The organism is Snodgrassella sp. B3837, from assembly GCF_026535955.1.
GTDB classification, from domain to species: Bacteria; Pseudomonadota; Gammaproteobacteria; order Burkholderiales; family Neisseriaceae; genus Snodgrassella; species Snodgrassella alvi_E.
This window is the reverse complement of sequence record NZ_JAFNPI010000015.1, coordinates 90,140-109,095: the sequence shown is the minus strand read 5'-3', so window position 1 is coordinate 109,095 and position 18,956 is coordinate 90,140. Positions and strand designations below refer to the sequence as shown.

At 39.6% G+C, this 18,956-nt stretch carries 13 protein-coding genes and 2 tRNA genes; 9 read left to right on the top strand and 6 right to left on the bottom strand.

The genetic code is table 11. The features are described 5' to 3' along the window. The first annotated feature begins 242 nt into the window (after window positions 1-242). From J3U67_RS05590 to J3U67_RS05565, 6 genes are all read left to right on the top strand, one after another. Window positions 243-854 carry a LexA family protein gene (locus tag J3U67_RS05590; protein WP_267404208.1) on the top strand — a complete coding sequence of 204 codons (612 nt, stop codon included), beginning with the start codon at window positions 243-245 and terminating at the stop codon, window positions 852-854. Between the two features lie 10 nt (window positions 855-864). Then, complete coding sequence (locus tag J3U67_RS05585; protein WP_267404207.1) at window positions 865-2,256, top strand: 3'-5' exonuclease family protein; 1,392 nt, start codon at window positions 865-867, stop codon at window positions 2,254-2,256. Further along, window positions 2,240-3,508, top strand: a complete 1,269-nt coding sequence (locus J3U67_RS05580) for a Y-family DNA polymerase (RefSeq protein ID WP_267404206.1) — start codon at window positions 2,240-2,242, stop codon at window positions 3,506-3,508. The genes J3U67_RS05585 and J3U67_RS05580 overlap by 17 nt, the downstream gene beginning before the upstream one ends. A gap of 712 nt (window positions 3,509-4,220) precedes the next feature. Beyond that, a complete protein-coding gene (locus tag J3U67_RS05575; protein WP_267404204.1) occupies window positions 4,221-4,766 on the top strand; it encodes a cysteine hydrolase family protein in 546 nt (181 codons plus the stop codon). 233 nt (window positions 4,767-4,999) lie between these two features. Further along, a complete protein-coding gene (locus J3U67_RS05570; RefSeq protein ID WP_267390688.1) occupies window positions 5,000-6,328 on the top strand; it encodes a hypothetical protein in 1,329 nt (442 codons plus the stop codon). Beyond that, window positions 6,325-7,230 (top strand): glycosyltransferase family 2 protein, encoded by a 906-nt coding sequence (locus J3U67_RS05565; protein WP_267390689.1) that lies wholly within the window; start codon window positions 6,325-6,327, stop codon window positions 7,228-7,230. The genes J3U67_RS05570 and J3U67_RS05565 overlap by 4 nt, the downstream gene beginning before the upstream one ends. A 707-nt stretch (window positions 7,231-7,937) precedes the next feature. On the opposite strand, the gene J3U67_RS05560 is transcribed toward J3U67_RS05565, so the two are convergent. The 3 genes from J3U67_RS05560 to J3U67_RS05550 all read right to left on the bottom strand — a co-directional run bounded on the left by J3U67_RS05560 (window position 7,938) and on the right by J3U67_RS05550 (window position 9,461). Further along, window positions 7,938-8,013 (bottom strand) — tRNA-Lys (locus tag J3U67_RS05560). A 2-nt stretch (window positions 8,014-8,015) separates the two neighbouring features. Further along, window positions 8,016-8,091 (bottom strand) — tRNA-Asn (locus tag J3U67_RS05555). Window positions 8,092-8,690: 599 nt separating this feature from the next. Next, window positions 8,691-9,461, bottom strand: coding sequence for an exodeoxyribonuclease III (locus J3U67_RS05550; RefSeq protein WP_267392179.1), 771 nt, complete (start codon window positions 9,459-9,461; stop codon window positions 8,691-8,693). Between the two features lie 74 nt (window positions 9,462-9,535). On the opposite strand from J3U67_RS05550, the gene pyrE reads away from it, so the two are divergent. Both pyrE and J3U67_RS05540 read left to right on the top strand, forming a co-directional pair. Continuing rightward, window positions 9,536-10,174 carry an orotate phosphoribosyltransferase gene (gene pyrE, locus J3U67_RS05545; RefSeq protein WP_267392177.1) on the top strand — a complete coding sequence of 213 codons (639 nt, stop codon included), beginning with the start codon at window positions 9,536-9,538 and terminating at the stop codon, window positions 10,172-10,174. A 90-nt stretch (window positions 10,175-10,264) separates the two neighbouring features. Beyond that, on the top strand, window positions 10,265-10,834 hold the full coding sequence (locus J3U67_RS05540; RefSeq protein WP_267392175.1) for a DedA family protein: 570 nt from the start codon (window positions 10,265-10,267) through the stop codon (window positions 10,832-10,834). 153 nt (window positions 10,835-10,987) lie between these two features. On the opposite strand, the gene J3U67_RS05535 is transcribed toward J3U67_RS05540, so the two are convergent. The 3 genes from J3U67_RS05535 to J3U67_RS05525 all read right to left on the bottom strand — a co-directional run bounded on the left by J3U67_RS05535 (window position 10,988) and on the right by J3U67_RS05525 (window position 17,396). Next, complete coding sequence (locus J3U67_RS05535) at window positions 10,988-12,106, bottom strand: porin (protein WP_267392174.1); 1,119 nt, start codon at window positions 12,104-12,106, stop codon at window positions 10,988-10,990. A gap of 931 nt (window positions 12,107-13,037) precedes the next feature. Then, on the bottom strand, window positions 13,038-14,156 hold the full coding sequence (locus J3U67_RS05530; protein ID WP_267392173.1) for a porin: 1,119 nt from the start codon (window positions 14,154-14,156) through the stop codon (window positions 13,038-13,040). 498 nt (window positions 14,157-14,654) lie between these two features. Then, complete coding sequence (locus tag J3U67_RS05525; protein ID WP_267392171.1) at window positions 14,655-17,396, bottom strand: Rne/Rng family ribonuclease; 2,742 nt, start codon at window positions 17,394-17,396, stop codon at window positions 14,655-14,657. 564 nt (window positions 17,397-17,960) lie between these two features. On the opposite strand from J3U67_RS05525, the gene J3U67_RS05520 reads away from it, so the two are divergent. Beyond that, a complete protein-coding gene (locus J3U67_RS05520; protein ID WP_267392170.1) occupies window positions 17,961-18,950 on the top strand; it encodes an RluA family pseudouridine synthase in 990 nt (329 codons plus the stop codon). Window positions 18,951-18,956: the final 6 nt, after the last annotated feature.

Genomic DNA, 18,956 nt, shown 5'->3' with positions numbered 1-18,956 from the left:
TTATCCAAACGCATATTGACTGCGCAACGATCTCACCCATTCACCTGCAATTAATAACAATGATTCAGAATAATCAAAAAATCACAAAACCGGTTAGCTTATATCAACAGAAGTAATATCCAACCGCATAACCCACATAAAAACAAATCATTATCAGCAGGCTACAGCTAGATACAATTGACGCAGAAAAATCACAGCCCTACCATTCTTGATTAAATAACTTAATCAAGATGAGCATATTAGTGGTTGATACAACAGCAAAATCCAACACACACGGTGGTAGCAGAACCGGCGCTGGGCGCAAAGCCAGAATTGCCGGACCAAAAATAGTCAAACGCATCCCCGTCAGCCTAATACCTACAGTAGAGCACCTGATTGATCAGCTGGCTGACAGTCCATTACAACCAGCACAACATCTACCACTCGACTGCTGGAAAATAGCCAGCGACCTCAGCCAGCTCAACATCCCGCTAGCCACAGAAACCATTCCTGCTGGTTTCCCTAGTCCAGCAGAGCCATACATCAGCGACTATCTGGATTTCAACCAATACCTGATCAAAAATCAGGCCGCCACCATTGCCGTACGCTGCGGCGGAGATTCCATGCACGACGCCGGCATCAGCCGCAACGACCTGCTTATCATCGACCGCTCCCTGCCCCCCAGACACCGCGACATCGTCATGGCCGATTTAGGTAACGAATTCACCATCAAACGCCTGCACAGACTCGACAACGGCAACGTCGAACTGCATTCCGAAAACAACAGTCAATCCTATCCTAACTTCAAATTCAGCGAAGGAGACACCCTCGCCATCGTCGGCGTCGTCACCTATGTCATCAAACACGTCCGCTAACCCATAAACCATGTACTCAGACCAGCAACTAGCCTTTGTCGACATCGAAACCACCGGTGGTCGCACCACCAGCGACCGCATAACCGAAATCGCTGTCGTCTATACTGAAGCCGGCCAACAGCAGCTCTTCCATACCCTGCTTAACCCCGGCACCAGCATTCCGCCTTTTATTCAAGCACTCACCGGCATCAGCAACCAAATGGTAGAACAGGCACCATACTTCAATGACGAAATTGCCAGCCAGCTTGCCGCCATCTTCAAAGATCGCATCTTCGTTGCCCACAACGTACGCTTTGATTACGGCTTCATCAAAGCCGCCTTCAAGCGACTCGGCCACACCTTTAATCCGCAGCAACTGTGTACCGTCAAACTGTCACGCCTGCTCTACCCCGAACACAAGCATCACGGTTTGGACAAAATCATTGCCCGCCACAATATCGACATGCACAACCGCCACCGTGCCTTTGCCGATGCCCGTGCCATCTACGACTTCTGGCAGCAACTCAAACACAACTTTTCCGCCGACACCCTGCAACAGGCCTGCAAAACCATCATGCAGCGCCCCAGTCTGCCCTCCCACCTCAACAGCGACGTCCTGAAAAACATCAGCGACGACTACGGCGTCTATCTCATATACGGCGACAACGACCTGCCCCTGTATATAGGCAAGAGCAAACAAGTTAAAACTCGTCTGCTGAGCCACTTCAACCAAGATGTGCACAACAGCAAAGAAATGAGCCTGTCACAACAGGCCAGAAAAATAGACATCATCCCCTGTAGCGGCGAACTGGATGCCTTGCTAACCGAATCAGCACAAATCAAACAGCGTCAACCCATCCTTAACCGCCGCCTGCGCCGCCAGAAAGACCTGTTTAGCTTCAGGGTCGACACCAATGCGCACGGCTACGACACCTTGAGTATCGTCCCCATGCGCCATGTTCTACTTAACCAGCAACAGCGCTACTACGGCCTGTTTCACAGTAAAAGCGATGCCCAGAAAACCATCAACAGCACCATCAGCAGCACCGACCTGTGCCTGCAAACCCTCGGTATCGAAAAAGGCAGCAGCAACCGCCCCTGTTTCCGCCACCAGCTACACCAGTGCAGCGGCGCCTGTGTCCACAAAATCAGCGCCGACATGCACAACCTCAAACTGGCATTGGCCTTACAAAAAATCAAACTGGCCGCTTGGCCATTTAATCACTACGCCTACGTCAAAGAAAAACAGAAATATCACCTCTTCCACCACTGGATTCATCTGGGCAGTGCCAGCAATAGCGACGAACTGCACACCATCCTTAGCCAACCACAAGGCCAGCTGGATCGCGACGTCTACCAGATCATCCAGCAACACAAACACTGCCTACAAGCCCTGAATCCCGCCCATGTTTGCCCTGATTGACGGCAATAACTTCTATTGCTCCTGCGAAAGAGCTTACCGCCCCGAGCTCAGACAACAGCCTATCATCGTACTCAGTAACAACGACGGCTGCGTCATCTCACGTTCCAACGAAGCCAAAGACTTAGGCATCAAAATGGGCGTACCCTACTTCCAGATTCAGCATCTCATACAGCAAGGCAAACTAACCGTTTTTTCATCCAACTACGAACTGTATGCTGACCTATCACGGCGCATGATGAGCACCATCGCTTCCCTTGTGCCCGCCATCGAAATCTACTCCATCGACGAATGCTTTGCTGACCTGCAAGGACTAAGCAACCTGCACCAGATTGGACACAACATCCGCAACCGCATCCAGCAATGGGTTGGCATACCCACCTGCGTCGGCATTGCCCCCACCCGAACACTGGCCAAATTCTGTAACCACCTAGCCAAACGCCACCGCCACCATTTCAACGGCGTTGTCGTCTGGACAGACTGGAGTCACAACATCCAGCAACGTGCTCTCGCCAGCGAACCCATCACCGAAATCTGGGGTATCGGCCGCCGAATCGGCCACAAACTAGCCGCACAGGGTATCCACACCGCCCTTGACTTCATCAACGCCCACACACCTACCCTGCGCAAACAGTTTGGCGTTGTACTCGAACGTACCCAGCGCGAAATGCAGGGTATCCCCTGTAGCGAACTCATTATTGAAGAAGCCAACCGCCGGAATATCGTACGCAGCCGCAGCTTCGGCAGAATGGTCACCAGCATCGAAGGCCTGCAAGCAGCCATCAGCCATCACATCACTGCTGGTGCCGCCAAACTGCGCGAACAGCATAGTCAGGCACATATCATCGGCGTATTTATCTACACCAACCGTTTTCGCCACGACCTGCCCCAATACAACGGCTACCAATTCATCAAACTGCCACAGGCCAGCGCCGACACCATCACCCTGAATCAAATCGCCCAAAATTTACTGCGCCGCATCTACCGCCCCGGCTACGAATACAAAAAATGCGGCATCGAACTGGGCGGCATCGAACCAACACATCACTTCCAACAACTGGATTTACTCTGCCCCAGCCAACACAACCACCGCCCCGAACTGATGGCCACATGGGACAACATCACCAACCACTACGGCCGCAGTAGCATCCAGCTGGGTAGCGAACTGCAATCCAACCACTGGCTCATGACCCGTGCCCAACTTAGCCCCTGCTACACCACTCAGATAACTGACTTAGCTGTAATCACCAGTTAAAAATACACATGAATTAAACCATAATAAGTTTTTTATATAAAAATAATTAAATATCAGCTTATCTAGCAATACAGCAATAATTTATCTAAACAAATTCTATAACTGGGAAATCTGTGCAATAAATGCCTTTTAAATTTAGCTAATCTGGAACCTTCTATTTTTTGTTTCACACTCCCTGAGCATCAGAATCCACCATCCCGCATTCTAAAAAATTTCCAAATTTCTTTATTCCGTTAAATATTCATCTCAATTTTCTAGTCCAGAAATCTTGATTCATTAAGAAAAAGAAGAATAAGTACAACATACTAATACCAAAAACATTCAGGTACGAAAAATCACAGTTTTCCCATATCAGAAAACAGTAACCGGTTTACCTGCCAGAACAAATGCATAACACATGAGTCTAGAAGCATTTTCTACAACTATTTACACACCAAATTTTTCAGTTCGGTATTTTGCCCTGATGTGGGAAAAATAAAAGGAGTATTTAACGAGAGAGTGAACAGCCATAGCTAAACAGTATTAATAAAATTTAAATACCCTCACTTAATAACAGAAGCCAACAGACCGTCTTAATTCCTACATTAAAAGATATTGAAACAGTCACAAAAGCTTATAAAATGAGTCTATTTTCTACAGACTTCTTCTAAGCAGAAGAGTTATTATTTGATCTTATGAGATATCATCAAAAACCACAATTTAAACATCATATATGAAAGCACTGATTTCAATCGATTACACCAATGACTTTATCGCAACAGACGGCGCGCTTACAACCGGAAAAGCCGGACAATCAATTGAAAACGCGATGGTGAATTTAACCAAAACCTTTATGGAACAGGGAGATTTCGTAGTATTTGCCATAGATGCACACAAAGCAGATGATAATTATCACCCTGAAAACAAACTTTTCCCGCCACATAATATCATCGGTACTCAGGGGCAAGAATTGTATGGCGTACTCAAACAACTATACAGACAAAATCAAACCAACCCACAAGTATACTGGCTGAATAAACGCCATTATTCCGCTTTCAGCGGCACCGATCTGGATATACGCTTGCGTGAAAGAAATATTACCGAAATACATTTAACCGGTGTATGCACCGAAATTTGCGTCCTACATACCGCCGTCGATGCCTATAATCTGAACTATAAAATAGTCATACATCAGAGTGCCGTTGCCAGCTTCGACTCTATTGGTCATGAGTGGGCATTAAATCATTTTCAAAACACTTTGGGTGCAACTATAGTATGATGATTTAATTTTGATAACTGAAATTAAAAGGAATAAACTAATATATTTCTAAAATAAGAGAAAATCATAACAATACTATTAAGTATAAGTGATGAAACTAATAAATCTTTATAATTATATAATGTATTGTTTTATACATATAGACATATATTAATTTTTAACTTAATCTATTATTTATTGGCAAATAGTATTTAATTATTTTAATAACACTAAGATAATAAGGAAAACAGGATTTGAACAAATATAATTTACATTTATTAATTATATCCATATTTTTAATACCATTATCTATCTATTTAGTTTATCCAGGCATAATATATGGCGACACATATAATCAATATTATCAAGCGTTGACCAATAACTATGAAGATTGGCACCCTCCAATATTAAGCCATATATGGCGCATTCTTTTAATTACAACAGGTACTAAATATTCTTTATATGCTATATTAATTATTATCAATAGTCTTTCACTAGTATTATTATTATCAAACTTAAAAAAAAGATACGTTGCACTACTTTATTTAATTTTATATTTTTCACCTTTATTTTTTAGTTATTTTGGCTGGGTTTATAAAGACTTTTTTCTTGCAACATTAATATTATTGATTAGTGGACTATTACCAATATATCTAAAGCATAAAAATATAATATTTAGAATTATATTAATACTTTTGTTAATCTTCACCTCTCTTTTTAGGGCAAATGCAGCTTTCATAACTGCTCCAATAATAATGTATTTAGCTTTTTCCAATTGGAATAAAAAAATCATATGTTATTCTGTTTTATTATCTATTTTATTAGTTTTAGTTCAAAGTCCAATAAACCATACAATACTTAAAGCACATAAAAATTATCCAATAATATCCCTAAAAATATTTGATATCTCAGGCATATCTCATTTTAGCAAAATAAATTACTTTCCTATTGGTCTTTCAGATCATGAGAAAGATATGGTACTAGGAAAATGTTACTCGTCAGAATTATGGGATAACTATGCAGGATGGGGAAAATGTAGTTTTCTTCTCAACAAATTAAGTAGTGGTAATAACAATAATATAAAAGCTGTCAATGAGTTACTGACAAAACAATGGATAGCTTCTATTAAGAAACATCCATATTATTATATTAAGCATCGTATCAGTCATTTTATAATATTTCTCACAAACCATAATTCATATGGATATGGTTTAGATTTGGGCTTTTACGATGCTAGTAAAGATAACGAAATAACTTATGAACCTAAATCCCAAAAATTTGAATCCACTTATAAAAAAATATTTTTGAATAAAAATAGCTTATTCTCCTATACGCTTAGTGGTCTTCCATGGCTATTAGTCTTAATCATATTATTTATAAAAACATTTAAGAAAAATTTTGATTTTAATTCACAACACTATAAATTGATTAATTGTCTTTGCTTTTCCGGTATTTTTTATATAGGAATGTATTTGTTTATTGGTGTTGCCAGTGACTTAAGATATTTATTACCATCTCAGTATTTAGGCATAGCAGCAATAATATATTTTTATACTTATAAAATAAAGGATATAAAGAAATGAATGTGGCAGTCTTAATACCATGTTATAACGAAGCCATTACTATTGAAAAAGTTATAAATGATTTTCGTAAGGCCGTCCCCAACTCAACTATTTATGTTTATGATAACAATTCATCTGATGGGACAAAAGAAATTGCAAAAAATACTGGAGCCTTGGTTAAAGAAGAATATATTCAAGGAAAAGGAGCTGTAATCAGAAAAATGTTCGTAGATATTGATGCGGACTACTATATCATGGTTGACGGTGATGATACATATGATGCCCAAATAGCGCCAAAAATGTTGGAATTAGCTATACAAAACAACTATGATTTAGTTAATGCTATTAGAATAGAAACTGAAAATAATGCTTATAGGTCAGGTCATAAACTTGGTAATAAAGTAATCACGGGAGCAGTAAAAATATTATTTGGTAATCGAGTTCATGATATGCTATCAGGATATAAAATTTTTTCTAAGCGATTTGTAAAGTCATTTCCTGCAAATGAAAAAGGCTTTGCAATTGAAACTGAAATAGCCATACATGCTCTCCAATTGAATGTAGCTATTGGACATATTGAAGCTCCTTATAAAGGAAGACCAGAAGGCTCTACGAGTAAATTAAATACCTACAAAGACGGTATGCGCATCTTAATGCTGATTATCAAATTATGTAAACATGAAAGGCCATTATTATTATTCGGATTTATTTCAATGATATTCATAATAATATCGCTTATATTATTCACTCCAATTTTAATTAATTACTATAATACGGGTTTAGTTCCAAGATTTCCTACATTAATAACATCTATAGGAATTGGAATTGTAGGTATTATTACTTTTTTTTCTGGACTTATTTTAAATACAGTCACCAAAGGTATAAAAGAACTTAAATACTTGTGTTTTTTAAATGTTAAATAAATTATAAAATTTATAAATGAAATAAAAATTCAGGTAGCTTCTTAGCTACCTGAATAATAAGAATACACTTAATATAATTAAAAATTAAATATTATTATTTAAATAAACTTAAAAATTTATTAGAACAAACCTATCTGTTTGCTTATTTTGTAAACATAGATCTAAATAATTATGATAAATGATAAAGTTAATACATAAAAAATAAAATTTATTTCTCTCAGTAGTAATACGATTAATTTCAATTAAATGCTTTTTTATCAAGAATCAACCCAATATTTTTATTATTCCGATGCATTGAGTACATTCAAACATTACTTATTCCAATATATTTTAAGAATAGCTGAACAATGAAATAATTATATTTAATGTGTAATTTTTATTATAAAACAATAATTTTTACGTGTTAGGTCAATTAAACCCACATATTTAAAACCAATTAAAATTAACTATATAATTATTTAAATCAATCAATACAATCGAAAATATCTTCCGAAGACAATGGCCAGAAATCAAAGTAAATTTTTTTGTCCTAACGAAATCAGATAACTTTATACAATATTCATAAGTACTCTTCTTTAAAAAATATGAATATTTGCCGAATTACTGGCAACTGATCACAGCATAATTATTGATATACATTAGACAGAATAAATAATAAATAGAATTTGAAAATAAAAAAGCCAACATTAAATATGTTGGCAGTAATTTGGTGGGTCGTGAGCGATTCGAACGCTCGACCAACGGATTAAAAGTCCGCTGCTCTACCGACTGAGCTAACGACCCTTTGGCTCCCCGACCAGGGCTCGAACCTGGGACCTGCGGATTAACAGTCCGTCGCTCTACCGACTGAGCTATCAGGGAAAGGAAGAGCGAATTATAGGTGGCGTTGCGCACTTCGTCAACCCTTTCGTTCTAAATAGACATTATCTTTAATGCAAACCACTGTAAATAATATACATTTAATTTTTGAATTTCATAAAACATGGGAAGTATTCATGTGTAAAAGCTGATGGATTAACTGAATGATTATTAAGTATGGTTTTAAAAATGTTCAGAAAGAAATTCAGCCAGTTTATGATGGCAGATTCCAAATTTATACAGTATTGTTGTTTAAATATATTGAATTGATTTGGTTCAGAATAAAAGATTTTTGCCAAGCTGAAATTTTGGACAAATATAAAACCGGCTGTAACAATACGTTCTCAAAATCAGCAAAAATTAACTTTGGAATTCTAATACTCTATTGTGTGATAATTTTGCTATTTTTTTGAAATTAATATGAATAGTCAGCAAAGCCGGTTCAGTAAAGGCAGAATACAATTTCTATATATGAGTTAATGTTCCAATTATTGGGACATTAGATAACGATGCACTGAGACTAAACCAATTTTTCCTTTTTCAAGCCACACACATTTTACTCTCATAAATAACTAAACTTCTCGCATTCTATTATGCTAATACTATGGATAGGCGTAATCCACAATCAAAGGAGCATGGTCGGAAAACTTAACATCTTTGTAGACGCTTGCTTGCTGCGCACAGGCTGCCAGATTTGGCGTGGCCAGATGATAGTCTATACGCCAGCCTACATCTTTTGCATAAGCCTGCCCTCTATTGCTCCACCATGTGTAGCCGGGTATTTCCGGATACAAGGTGCGCCAGATGTCGACCCAGCCCAGTTCATTAATTACTTGACTTAGCCACTGGCGCTCTTCCGGCAAAAAACCAGAATTCTTCAGATTACCCCGCCAGTTTTTTATATCAATATTTTGATGAGCTATATTCCAGTCACCGCAAATCAGAATATCTCGTTGTGATGTCTGCAAGTCTCGCAGTATAGGCAGAAATTTATCCATAAAACAAAACTTAGCCTGCTGCCGCTCTTCTGAACTACTGCCAGAAGGCATATATAATGAAATAACTGTTAATTGACCAAAATCTGCACGCACGTATCGGCCTTCTCTGTCAAAATCCTCCCAACCTAATCCAATTTGAATAGCATCCGGCTGCTGTTTACTATATATAGCCACACCACTGTAACCTCGTTTAAGAGCGGTATGCCACGCCCCATGCATGCCCAGTGGATGCTTCATCTCTTCTGTCATATCAGCTTCCTGCGCCTTTAGTTCCTGTACACACACGATATCTGCCTGAGCCAGAGCAAGATAGTCAATAAAACCTTTACTGGTGGCAGAACGTATTCCATTAACGTTGGCAGAAATGATGCGCATCCGCATGTCCTTTCGTTTGATGATAAAATTTAAAGCTTAAGTTTTTGTATTCCATTTTATCATTAAGGATAGTTATGTCTGATTTTCGTCTGGATTTTCTGCATTTTGCCTTGCAACAAAAGGTTTTAAAATTTGGCCAGTTTACTACTAAAGCGGGCAGACAAACGCCCTATTTTTTCAATGCCGGTCTCTTTAATGATGGCTATAGTATTTTGCATCTGGCACGGTTTTATGCTCGTTCTATTCTGGAAAGCAAAATTGAATTTGATATGCTGTTCGGACCAGCTTATAAAGGCATCATTCTGGCTGCTGCAACGGCGATGATGTTGGCTGAACAAGGACGTAATGTACCTTACGCATATAACCGTAAAGAAGCCAAAGATCATGGTGAAGGTGGTGTATTAGTCGGTGCACCTTTACAGGGGCGCGTACTGATTATTGATGATGTCATTTCAGCTGGTACTTCGGTTCGTGAGTCGGTAACAATTATTCAGCGAGAAGGGGCAACTGCTGCCGGAGTAGCCATTGCACTGGACCGAATGGAAAAAGGCCAAGGTATGCAATCTGCTGTTCAGGAAGTACAGCAGCAATATCAGATTCCAGTGTTGGCTATCGCTACTCTGGATGATTTGCTGCGTCTACTCGAAAATGATTCAGCTTTGGCTAGTTTTCATCATCCGGTGACTGAATACAGACAGCAATATGGTGTGTAAAATTTGTCTGGTTCTAGCAAAAAGGATTGCATGAATGATTTATACAATCTTATGTTTACAATTTGATTATCTTTAGCTGGTATTGACCAGATGAATGTTGAACAATTACTTAGTCATTATGGCTATATGGCCATCTTTATTGGCAGTATTCTTGAAGGTGAAACCATTTTGACCTTGGCTGGCTTTTTTGTGCATAAGGGTTATCTGCTATTTTTACCTTCTATATTATGTGCTGCCGGTGGTGGTATGCTGGGAGACCAGTTGTGTTTTTTTCTTGGTCGCTATTATGGTACGCGTCTAATACAACATTTTCCTAAATTGGATCCAATGGTACGGAAAACTGACCGACTTCTTTGTAAACATAGTTCATTGATTATTGTTGGGGTACGTTTTATGTATGGACTGCGGATCGCTGGTCCCATAGCCATTGGTATGAGCAAAGTACCTTTCCGCCGCTTTATTCTGCTTAATTTACTGGGCGCATTGATCTGGGCAACTATAATAGTAAGTTTCGGCTATGTATTCGGACAATCTGCACAGTGGTTGTTTACTCAGTTTGAGCAATATACTGAAATTGCTTTAGTTGTTGCTCTGTTGATAGCTGCAATAGTTCTGGCTGTTTATCTTTATATTAAACATCGGCACAGTAAACAAGACTGATTTATTTTTCGCTAAGCAGGTGTATGCAACCTATATAAAATGTTTAACTTGAATAATTGTTTGATTCAGATTTTGTTTTTTTCAATATAAGTAAGTAAGAAAAAAACCCGCATCAGCGGGTTTTTTCTTCTAAATTCAGATTCTAAACCTGGATTAGAATGTGTGTTTTAAGCCAACACCAAAGGCGGTAGTTTTGTCTTTACCATTGCTTTCGCCGTTACCTTCGCGCAACCAGCCTGCTTGTACGTTAGCGGTTGTACTTTTAGAGAATGCATAGTCAGCACCAAGTACAACCTGATCGTATTTGGTATTTTTCTCTTTGGTACCGTTGATTTTTACATCCCAGCCATGAACATAGGACAATTTCGGGAAAATATTACCAAAGTAGTAGCCTACTGTCAGAGCAGCTTCCTGACCCTGATTGTCCATAGTCAAGTGATGGTCACCAATATCAACTTTTTCTTTTGTAGCCGGATCTACGATACTCAGGTTGTTCAGACCACGGAAGTAAGAGCTGGTATTTTTGGTGTATTGATAGCCCACACCAACAAATAAGTTGTTAGCATCGTAACCGCCTTCAATACGGTGTACCTGTCCATCTTTCATATCTTTTTTTAGACCATCTACTTTAACAGCAGAGTTTTTCAGGTAATCAAAACCATATTTGGCAAAATAACCAGCATTCTGATAATTCACTCCAACGCTATATTTATCGCCGGAGCCAATACCATGATCGTATTCCGCATTGCGATCGCCGCCATTAACGTTATCACGTGGAGAATATAAAGCGCTTAATTTGAAGCCAGCAAACTCTGGAGAATTGTAAGCAATACCTACATAACGTGCTCCAGTACGGGTGAATTTACCCAAACCTAAAACCTGGTTGTTGTATTCCCACGGATCTACAGCATCCATATTGGCCTTCATGGCATTACTGATGCGACCAGCTCGAATAGTACCGAAATCACCTTGCAATCCTATGAAGGAATCACGATTAGCCCAGCCATCAGCTTTACCATCATTGTTACCCAAATGAATAGCAGATTCTACCTGCCAAATAGCTTTCAGACCGTTACCTAAATCATCAGAGCCTTTAAAGCCAATTCTTGAACCATAGTCAGCAATACCATTCTGGTATGGACCACGGCTTTCTCCACTGGTTTTAGTGGAAGAAGTTTCATAGCCTGCTTTCATTTGGCCGTACAAAATAACCTCTGCCATAGCAGCAACCGGTAATGTAGTTAAAGCTAAAGCAATCAGGGTTTTTTTCATTACTGTATTCCTAGTTTCAACGTCAATAATACAAACCTCAAAAACCAAATGAAGCACTTTTGAAGTTTTAGATCAATCGTCAAAATGACGAGTGTGCGGAATATAAAGGTCGGATATTAAAAAAGCAAACCTTCAGATCCGATTTCGAGCATGAGAAAATTTTACTTGTAACTGATTAAGTAAAATACGTATAAATAAATATCAGAAATGTTTTTAAATAGTCGTAATAACCTTTGAATTGATATTTAGATGCACTGATTCATGCATTATGTTCACACTAATCACCATCTGAAGTATATTTTTAGATATTTGAAAATTTTTATTTAGAAAAGTCAGTTACAACACTTTTATTACGGTTTTTGATAAGCAATATTGAATCTTTAGCTGATACCTAGGCATATATTAAAACTACAAAGTGCTTATCAGAAAATTCTTATTTATAAATCGTTGCTGATGATTAACTATTCAACATAAATTTGTAGATTGCAATTTTTATTATATATTAGTAAGTAAAATCGATTGAGGAAGAAATATATTCTCTTTAATTGACAATATAAAAATTAAATATCCCAGTACAAAAGATAATGACCATTCAGATGAAAGATTTACAAGAAAAATCATTAAATATATAGACACTTTCTTATTGTACTAATGATTTTATATTGATGTTACAGTACAGCCTTTAAGTGTGGATAAGCTTTTCTATTTTCTAAAATTCTAATCAATATTTGTTCTTATATAACTTGTTGAATATAACAACTACTAATGAATAATGAAACCATTCGATCTGCTATGCTATTCAATAGATATTCTGACTTATAGATTTAATAAATAAATTTTATATAAATTAATCCCCGACTAAGAACAGTTTTTAAGTGTCCTACTGTCGGGGATTAATTTTAAATACTAATCAGTATGTATTAACAACCAATTAGAAAGTGTGTTTCAAGCCAACACCAAAGGCAGTAGTTTTGTCTTTACCTAAGCCATCGCCGTTACCTTCACGCAACCAACCAGCCTGTACATTAGCGGTAGTGCGTTTAGAGAAGTCATAGTCAGCACCTAACACAACCTGATCGTATTTAGTGTTTTTCTCTTTAGTACCATTAACTTTTACATCCCAGCCATGAGCATAAGAGATTTTCGGGAAAATGTTACCAAAGTGGTAGCCAACAGTCAGAGCGGCTTCCTGACCCTGATTGTCTTCAGTCAGTTTGTGATCACCAACATCAAGTTTTTCTTTAGTAGTTGGGTTAACAACGCTCAAATCATTCAAACCACGGAAGTAAGAACTGGTATTTTTGGTGTACTGATAGCCAACACCAACAAACAAGTTGTTAGCATCGTAGCCACCTTCAACACGGTGAACCTGACCATCTTTCAGGTCTGATTTCAAACCATCTAATTTAACAGCAGAGTTTTTCAGGTAGTCAAAACCGTATTTAGCATAGAAACCAGAGTTGTGGTAGTTCAAACCAGCACTGTATTTGTCACCAGAACCGATACCACGCTCGTATTCTGCGTTACGATCGCCACCATTCACGTTGTCACGTGGAGAGTACAAAACGTTGAAGCTGAAACCAGCCCATTCTGGAGAATCATAGGCGACACCAACATAACGAGCATCGGTACGGGTGAATTTACCCAGACCTAATGCTTCATTGTTATATTCCCAAGCATCTACAACGTCCATATTAGCGTTAATGGCATTGCTGATACGACCAGCACGGATAGTACCGAAATCAGTTTGCAGACCTATGAAAGAGTCACGGTTAGCCCAGCCATCAGAACCGCCATCACTATTACCCAAATGAATACGGGATTCTACCTGCCAGATAGCTTTCAAGCCATGGCCAAGGTCTTCAGAACCTTTGAAGCCGATACGTGAACCATAGTCACCGATACCATTCTGGTATGGGCCACGTGATTCGCCACTAGATTTAGTAGAAGAAACTTCATAGCCTGCTTTCATTTGGCCATACAAAACAACCTCAGCCATAGCGGCAACCGGCAAAGTGGTCAAAGCCAAAGCAATCAGGGTTTTTTTCATTGCTGTATTCCTTTTCTATGTCGAAAAAACAAACTTCAAAAACCTAATGAAGAGCTTTTAAAGTTTTGCATTAATCGCCGCGTTAGCGATTTCATGGCTGTCAATATAATGCTTTAGTTGCAAAAAAACAAATTCATTTGCAAACACACAACACTTTTAGCAACCTGCACCGCGGCAAATAATAGTTAACTCACTATATAAATCAATAAAATCATATGTTTATTTTGATAATAATACATTAAAATAATTTATTATTCTTATTTAAAAGTGTTGTAGTTTTTCAACACATTAATTGAAATAAATAATCATATTGGCAATTGCATATTATGAATCAGACAAATTTTATGTAGTTTGCCACTGATTTTATCACTAGGTAGTTTTTACCATACTTTTAACTACCATAATCGTCAACCCATAAAGGCCTGCCAAAATTCTGCCCGTTTTACTAAGTCTTATAAACGAGCAGATTAAAGATTATCAAATTCAAGAAAAACAAATCTATATTCTAGTTTCAATCTGTTCCAGTTTGACAGGCGTACCTTGCACTGCGTCTGGCTGACTCTGTAATCTGTCTTTGCGTCGTAATTTAGATTGAGCGGAACTTTCAATATTATCGGAGACAATAATATTTGTACTGGTTTCAACCAGTATCAGCCCACCCAATTCAGCAATTTGAGACAATTCTATATCTACTGTTTCAGGGATGCTGACAATCAACTGATCGGCTTCTGGCTGTTTAGTTTGTACGGCAGATGCTGTGCCTAATTTTACCGGTTTATCAGTGGTCGTAGGATACTGAACTGACTCCATCTGAGCTAGAACATGAGTAATCACATTCTTTGCTTGTGCTACTGCCTGCTGTACCAAGATATTGTCATCTATATACAGATGAGCTGGCTGAACTGAGCAATCAGCAGCTTGATTTCCAATATTTTCAGGATGAAGTACGTGCTCAGTAGTCTGCTGCACTTGCGCTGCAATGGCATGGATATCAATATTGCGGCTGATTTTACGTGCTGAAATGATGTAGCTGCGTTTTTTCTTACCATTCTGTCGCCGGCTGTTTTTATCATGCCGCGATTTATGGCGTTCATTTTTTGCCTCTCCGCCCGATAAGGTAATAATCAAGGGATCAGTTGCCTGATTTTCATCAATTAATTCAATATTATTTACTTGCTGGGCTGGAACTTCATTTTTGCCAGAAGTACGCTGACGGCGGCGGCGAGAATTATTTTGCTCCTGCCTGATACTACTGCTTTCCTGACTGATTTCGGATGACGTTTCCGTCTGAGATACATCATATTTGTCAGAACGTTTTTCTTCACGGCGATTACGCTGCTCATTTGCAGTACGAACTGCTGCTATGTGAGTTGCTTGTGTTTTATTTTCAGAATGATGCTCGCCTTTTTTAGCTGTTTCGGCATTTTTAGATAGACGGCTACTAGTGCGCGACTGTCGGCGTTCGTGTGGCTGATTTTTCTGCTGTCTGGATTTAATAGTTCTTTCAGCATGAGAAGCGCTTGGCGAAACTGGATCGGCTGGTTTTGCACTGAAAAGATTACTTAGCCATCCTGAAAGTTTTTTCCACATACCCGGTGCTGTATCTTTTTCTACAACTACCTTCTCAATAACCGGAGCCGGCTGAGTATGATGTATCCCTTTCACTGCTGCTTCCGGTCTAACAGGTTTGTTCTGTCCAATTGAAAATGGTAGTTCACCAATGTTTTCAGGTTCCTGTACTTGATGGTAACTGGGAACAGTATTTTCTTCTATGTTATCAGTACGAACACGGGTAACACTGTAATGCGGGTTTTCGAGATGAATATTCGGAATCAGTAACACGCATACATCCAGCCGCTCTTCCAATCCGAATAACTCGGCACGCTTTTCATTTAAGAGAAAAGTAGCCACATCCACCGGTACCTGTACGCGTACTTCGGCAGTGTTATCTTTCATTGATTCTTCCTGAATGATGCGGAGAATATGTAATGCTGTTGATTCAATACTACGAATGGAACCAGTACCGGCACAGCGCGGGCAAATGGTATGGCTACTTTCACCAAGAGAAGGCTTCAGACGTTGTCGCGATAATTCCATTAAACCAAAACGCGACAACTTAGCCATCTGTACCCGTGCACGATCTTTTTTCAAGGCTTCGCGCAAGGTGGTTTCAACATCACGCTGGTTTTTACTATTTTCCATGTCTATGAAGTCAATCACAACTAATCCGCCAAGATCACGTACGCGCATCTGGCGGGCAACTTCTTCGGCTGCCTCCATATTAGTTTTGAATGCTGTGTCTTCTATATCTGCTCCACGGGTGGCTCGGGCAGAGTTTACATCAATGGAGACTAACGCTTCAGTATGATCAATGACGATGGCACCACCGGACGGGAGGGCAACTTCACGGGAAAAAGCAGACTCAATCTGCTGTTCTATCTGAAAACGAGAAAAAAGCGGAGTATGGTCAGTATAATGACGTAAGCGACTGATATATGCCGGCATCACATAGGACATGAACTCACGGATCTGATCATATACTTCCTGCGAATCAATCAGTATTTCTCCAATATCAGGCTGGAAGTAATCGCGTATGGCACGAATAAGTAGTGAGCTTTCCATAAACAGCAGATAAGGTTTGTTGTGCTGTTGTGCGGCCTGCTCAATGGCTCGCCATAGCTGTACCAGATAATTTAAATCCCATTGCAGTTCTTCTGTACTGCGACCAATACCGGCAGTACGTGCAATCAGACTCATACCACGCGGGGTATCCAGCTCACTCATAGCCTGCTTGAGTTCCTGCCGATCTTCACCTTCAATTCGGCGTGACACACCACCACCTCGAGGATTATTGGGCATCAATACCAGATAGCGTCCGGCCAGGCTAATAAAAGTGGTTAGCGCTGCACCTTTGTTCCCTCGCTCATCCTTTTCCACTTGTACAATGACTTCTACGCCTTCGGACAAGACATCCTGTATACGAGCCCGTCCACCTTCATAATTCTGAAAATAGCTGCGCGATATTTCCTTGAATGGTAAAAAACCATGGCGATCTGTGCCATAGTCAACGAAACAAGCCTCCAGTGAAGGTTCAATGCGAGTAATGATACCTTTGTAGATATTGCCTTTACGCTGTTCCTTACCCAGTGTTTCGATGTCAAGATCAAGTAGACTTTGTCCATCTACAATAGCCACGCGCAATTCTTCTGCCTGCGTAGCATTGAATAACATTCGTTTCATGAATACCTCGTTATGTGCACTGACGAGGCGTTGTAATTAGTATTTGACACCCGTAGCCTTGCCAGATTGTTTTATATACGGCAAATTAAGCAGGCTTTCATCATAAAGAAGGTATAAAGAGCGTTTTGACTATTCAGTATCATTATGCTTTCTGAACAGCATGTACTGGATAATTTTACAAACAATCCAAGCACTTAATCGGGGGAGCCAGTCTTCTGTTATTCAGTCAGGTGCTTGGGCTCAGTAGCGGCTGCGTTATCCGGTTTTGTCCTGCCCGATGACGTCTGAAGCCGTGGCTTGCCACCTGATGGAGTCAAACTTAATCACTAACCCTTGCTGCCGAGGGCTGGTCAGCAACATGGGGAAATACGCCTGCTACAGTGCGTTTTTCCAGTAAATACGTTAACATTTCATTGTTTGCAGCCAAAAAACGATTACATGCGTTTTTCAGCTCCGGGCCAAATGCGCCTTTTTTATGGTTCAGTCTTGCTTGCCGTGAATTCTTACGGCGAAAACAACTGATGACTTTTATTTATTTATAAAAGCTTACGGATTATAAGCAATATGACGGTTTTAAGCAAAGATTCAGTGCAGTTTTTATCTGTCGGTGCCGAAAGTGCTGGACAGCGACTGGATAATTATTTGATACGGGAATTAAAAGGTGTGCCAAAAAGTCATATACAGCGCATCATCCGCAGTGGTGAGGTTCGTTTGAACAAAAAACGCTGCAAAGGAACTGACCGAATTGCCGTTAACGATGAAATCCGTTTACCACCCATTCGTGTTGCCGACAGAATGGCTTGCCCTGATTATTTAGCAATTCCAGCACATGAATTTGAAATCATTTATGAAGACGATGTTTTGCTGGTTATAAACAAACCATCCGGCGTCGCGGTTCATGGTGGTAGCGGCGTTAGTTTTGGTGTTATTGAGCAGCTGCGCCGTGCCCGTCCTGATGCACGTTATCTGGAACTGGTACACCGGCTGGATAAAGACACTAGCGGATTGCTTATGATTGCGAAAAAACGCAGTGCTTTGGTTAAGTTGCACGAATCAATCAGACAAAACCATCCACACAAGGTCTATCAGGCACTTTCGGTTGGATTTTGGCCAGAAAAAGTACAACATGTAAAACTCCCTCTTATAAAATACACTGGGGCTCAGGGTGAAAAAATGGTACGTGTTACCGGCAATAATCAGGAAGGTCAGCGTGCACATACTATGTTTCGTGTACTGCAAAGGTTTGCAGGACAGCAGCTATACGCTACAGGAATTAAATCTCTTACCTTGATGGAAGCTACGTTGAAAACAGGCCGCACTCATCAAATACGTGTACATATGCAATCGCAACAGTGTCCGATTGCTGGTGATGAACGCTATGGAGATTATCAAATAAACAAACGCCTGCAAAAAGCAGGGTTGAAAAGAATGTTTTTACATGCATCTGAATTAACACTTCCTCATCCGGTCAGTGGCGATATATTACAACTTATCGCCCCTTTACCAGATGAGTTACAACAGTTTTTGCTCAGTTTACCATCTGCTCCAGATTAGGATTAT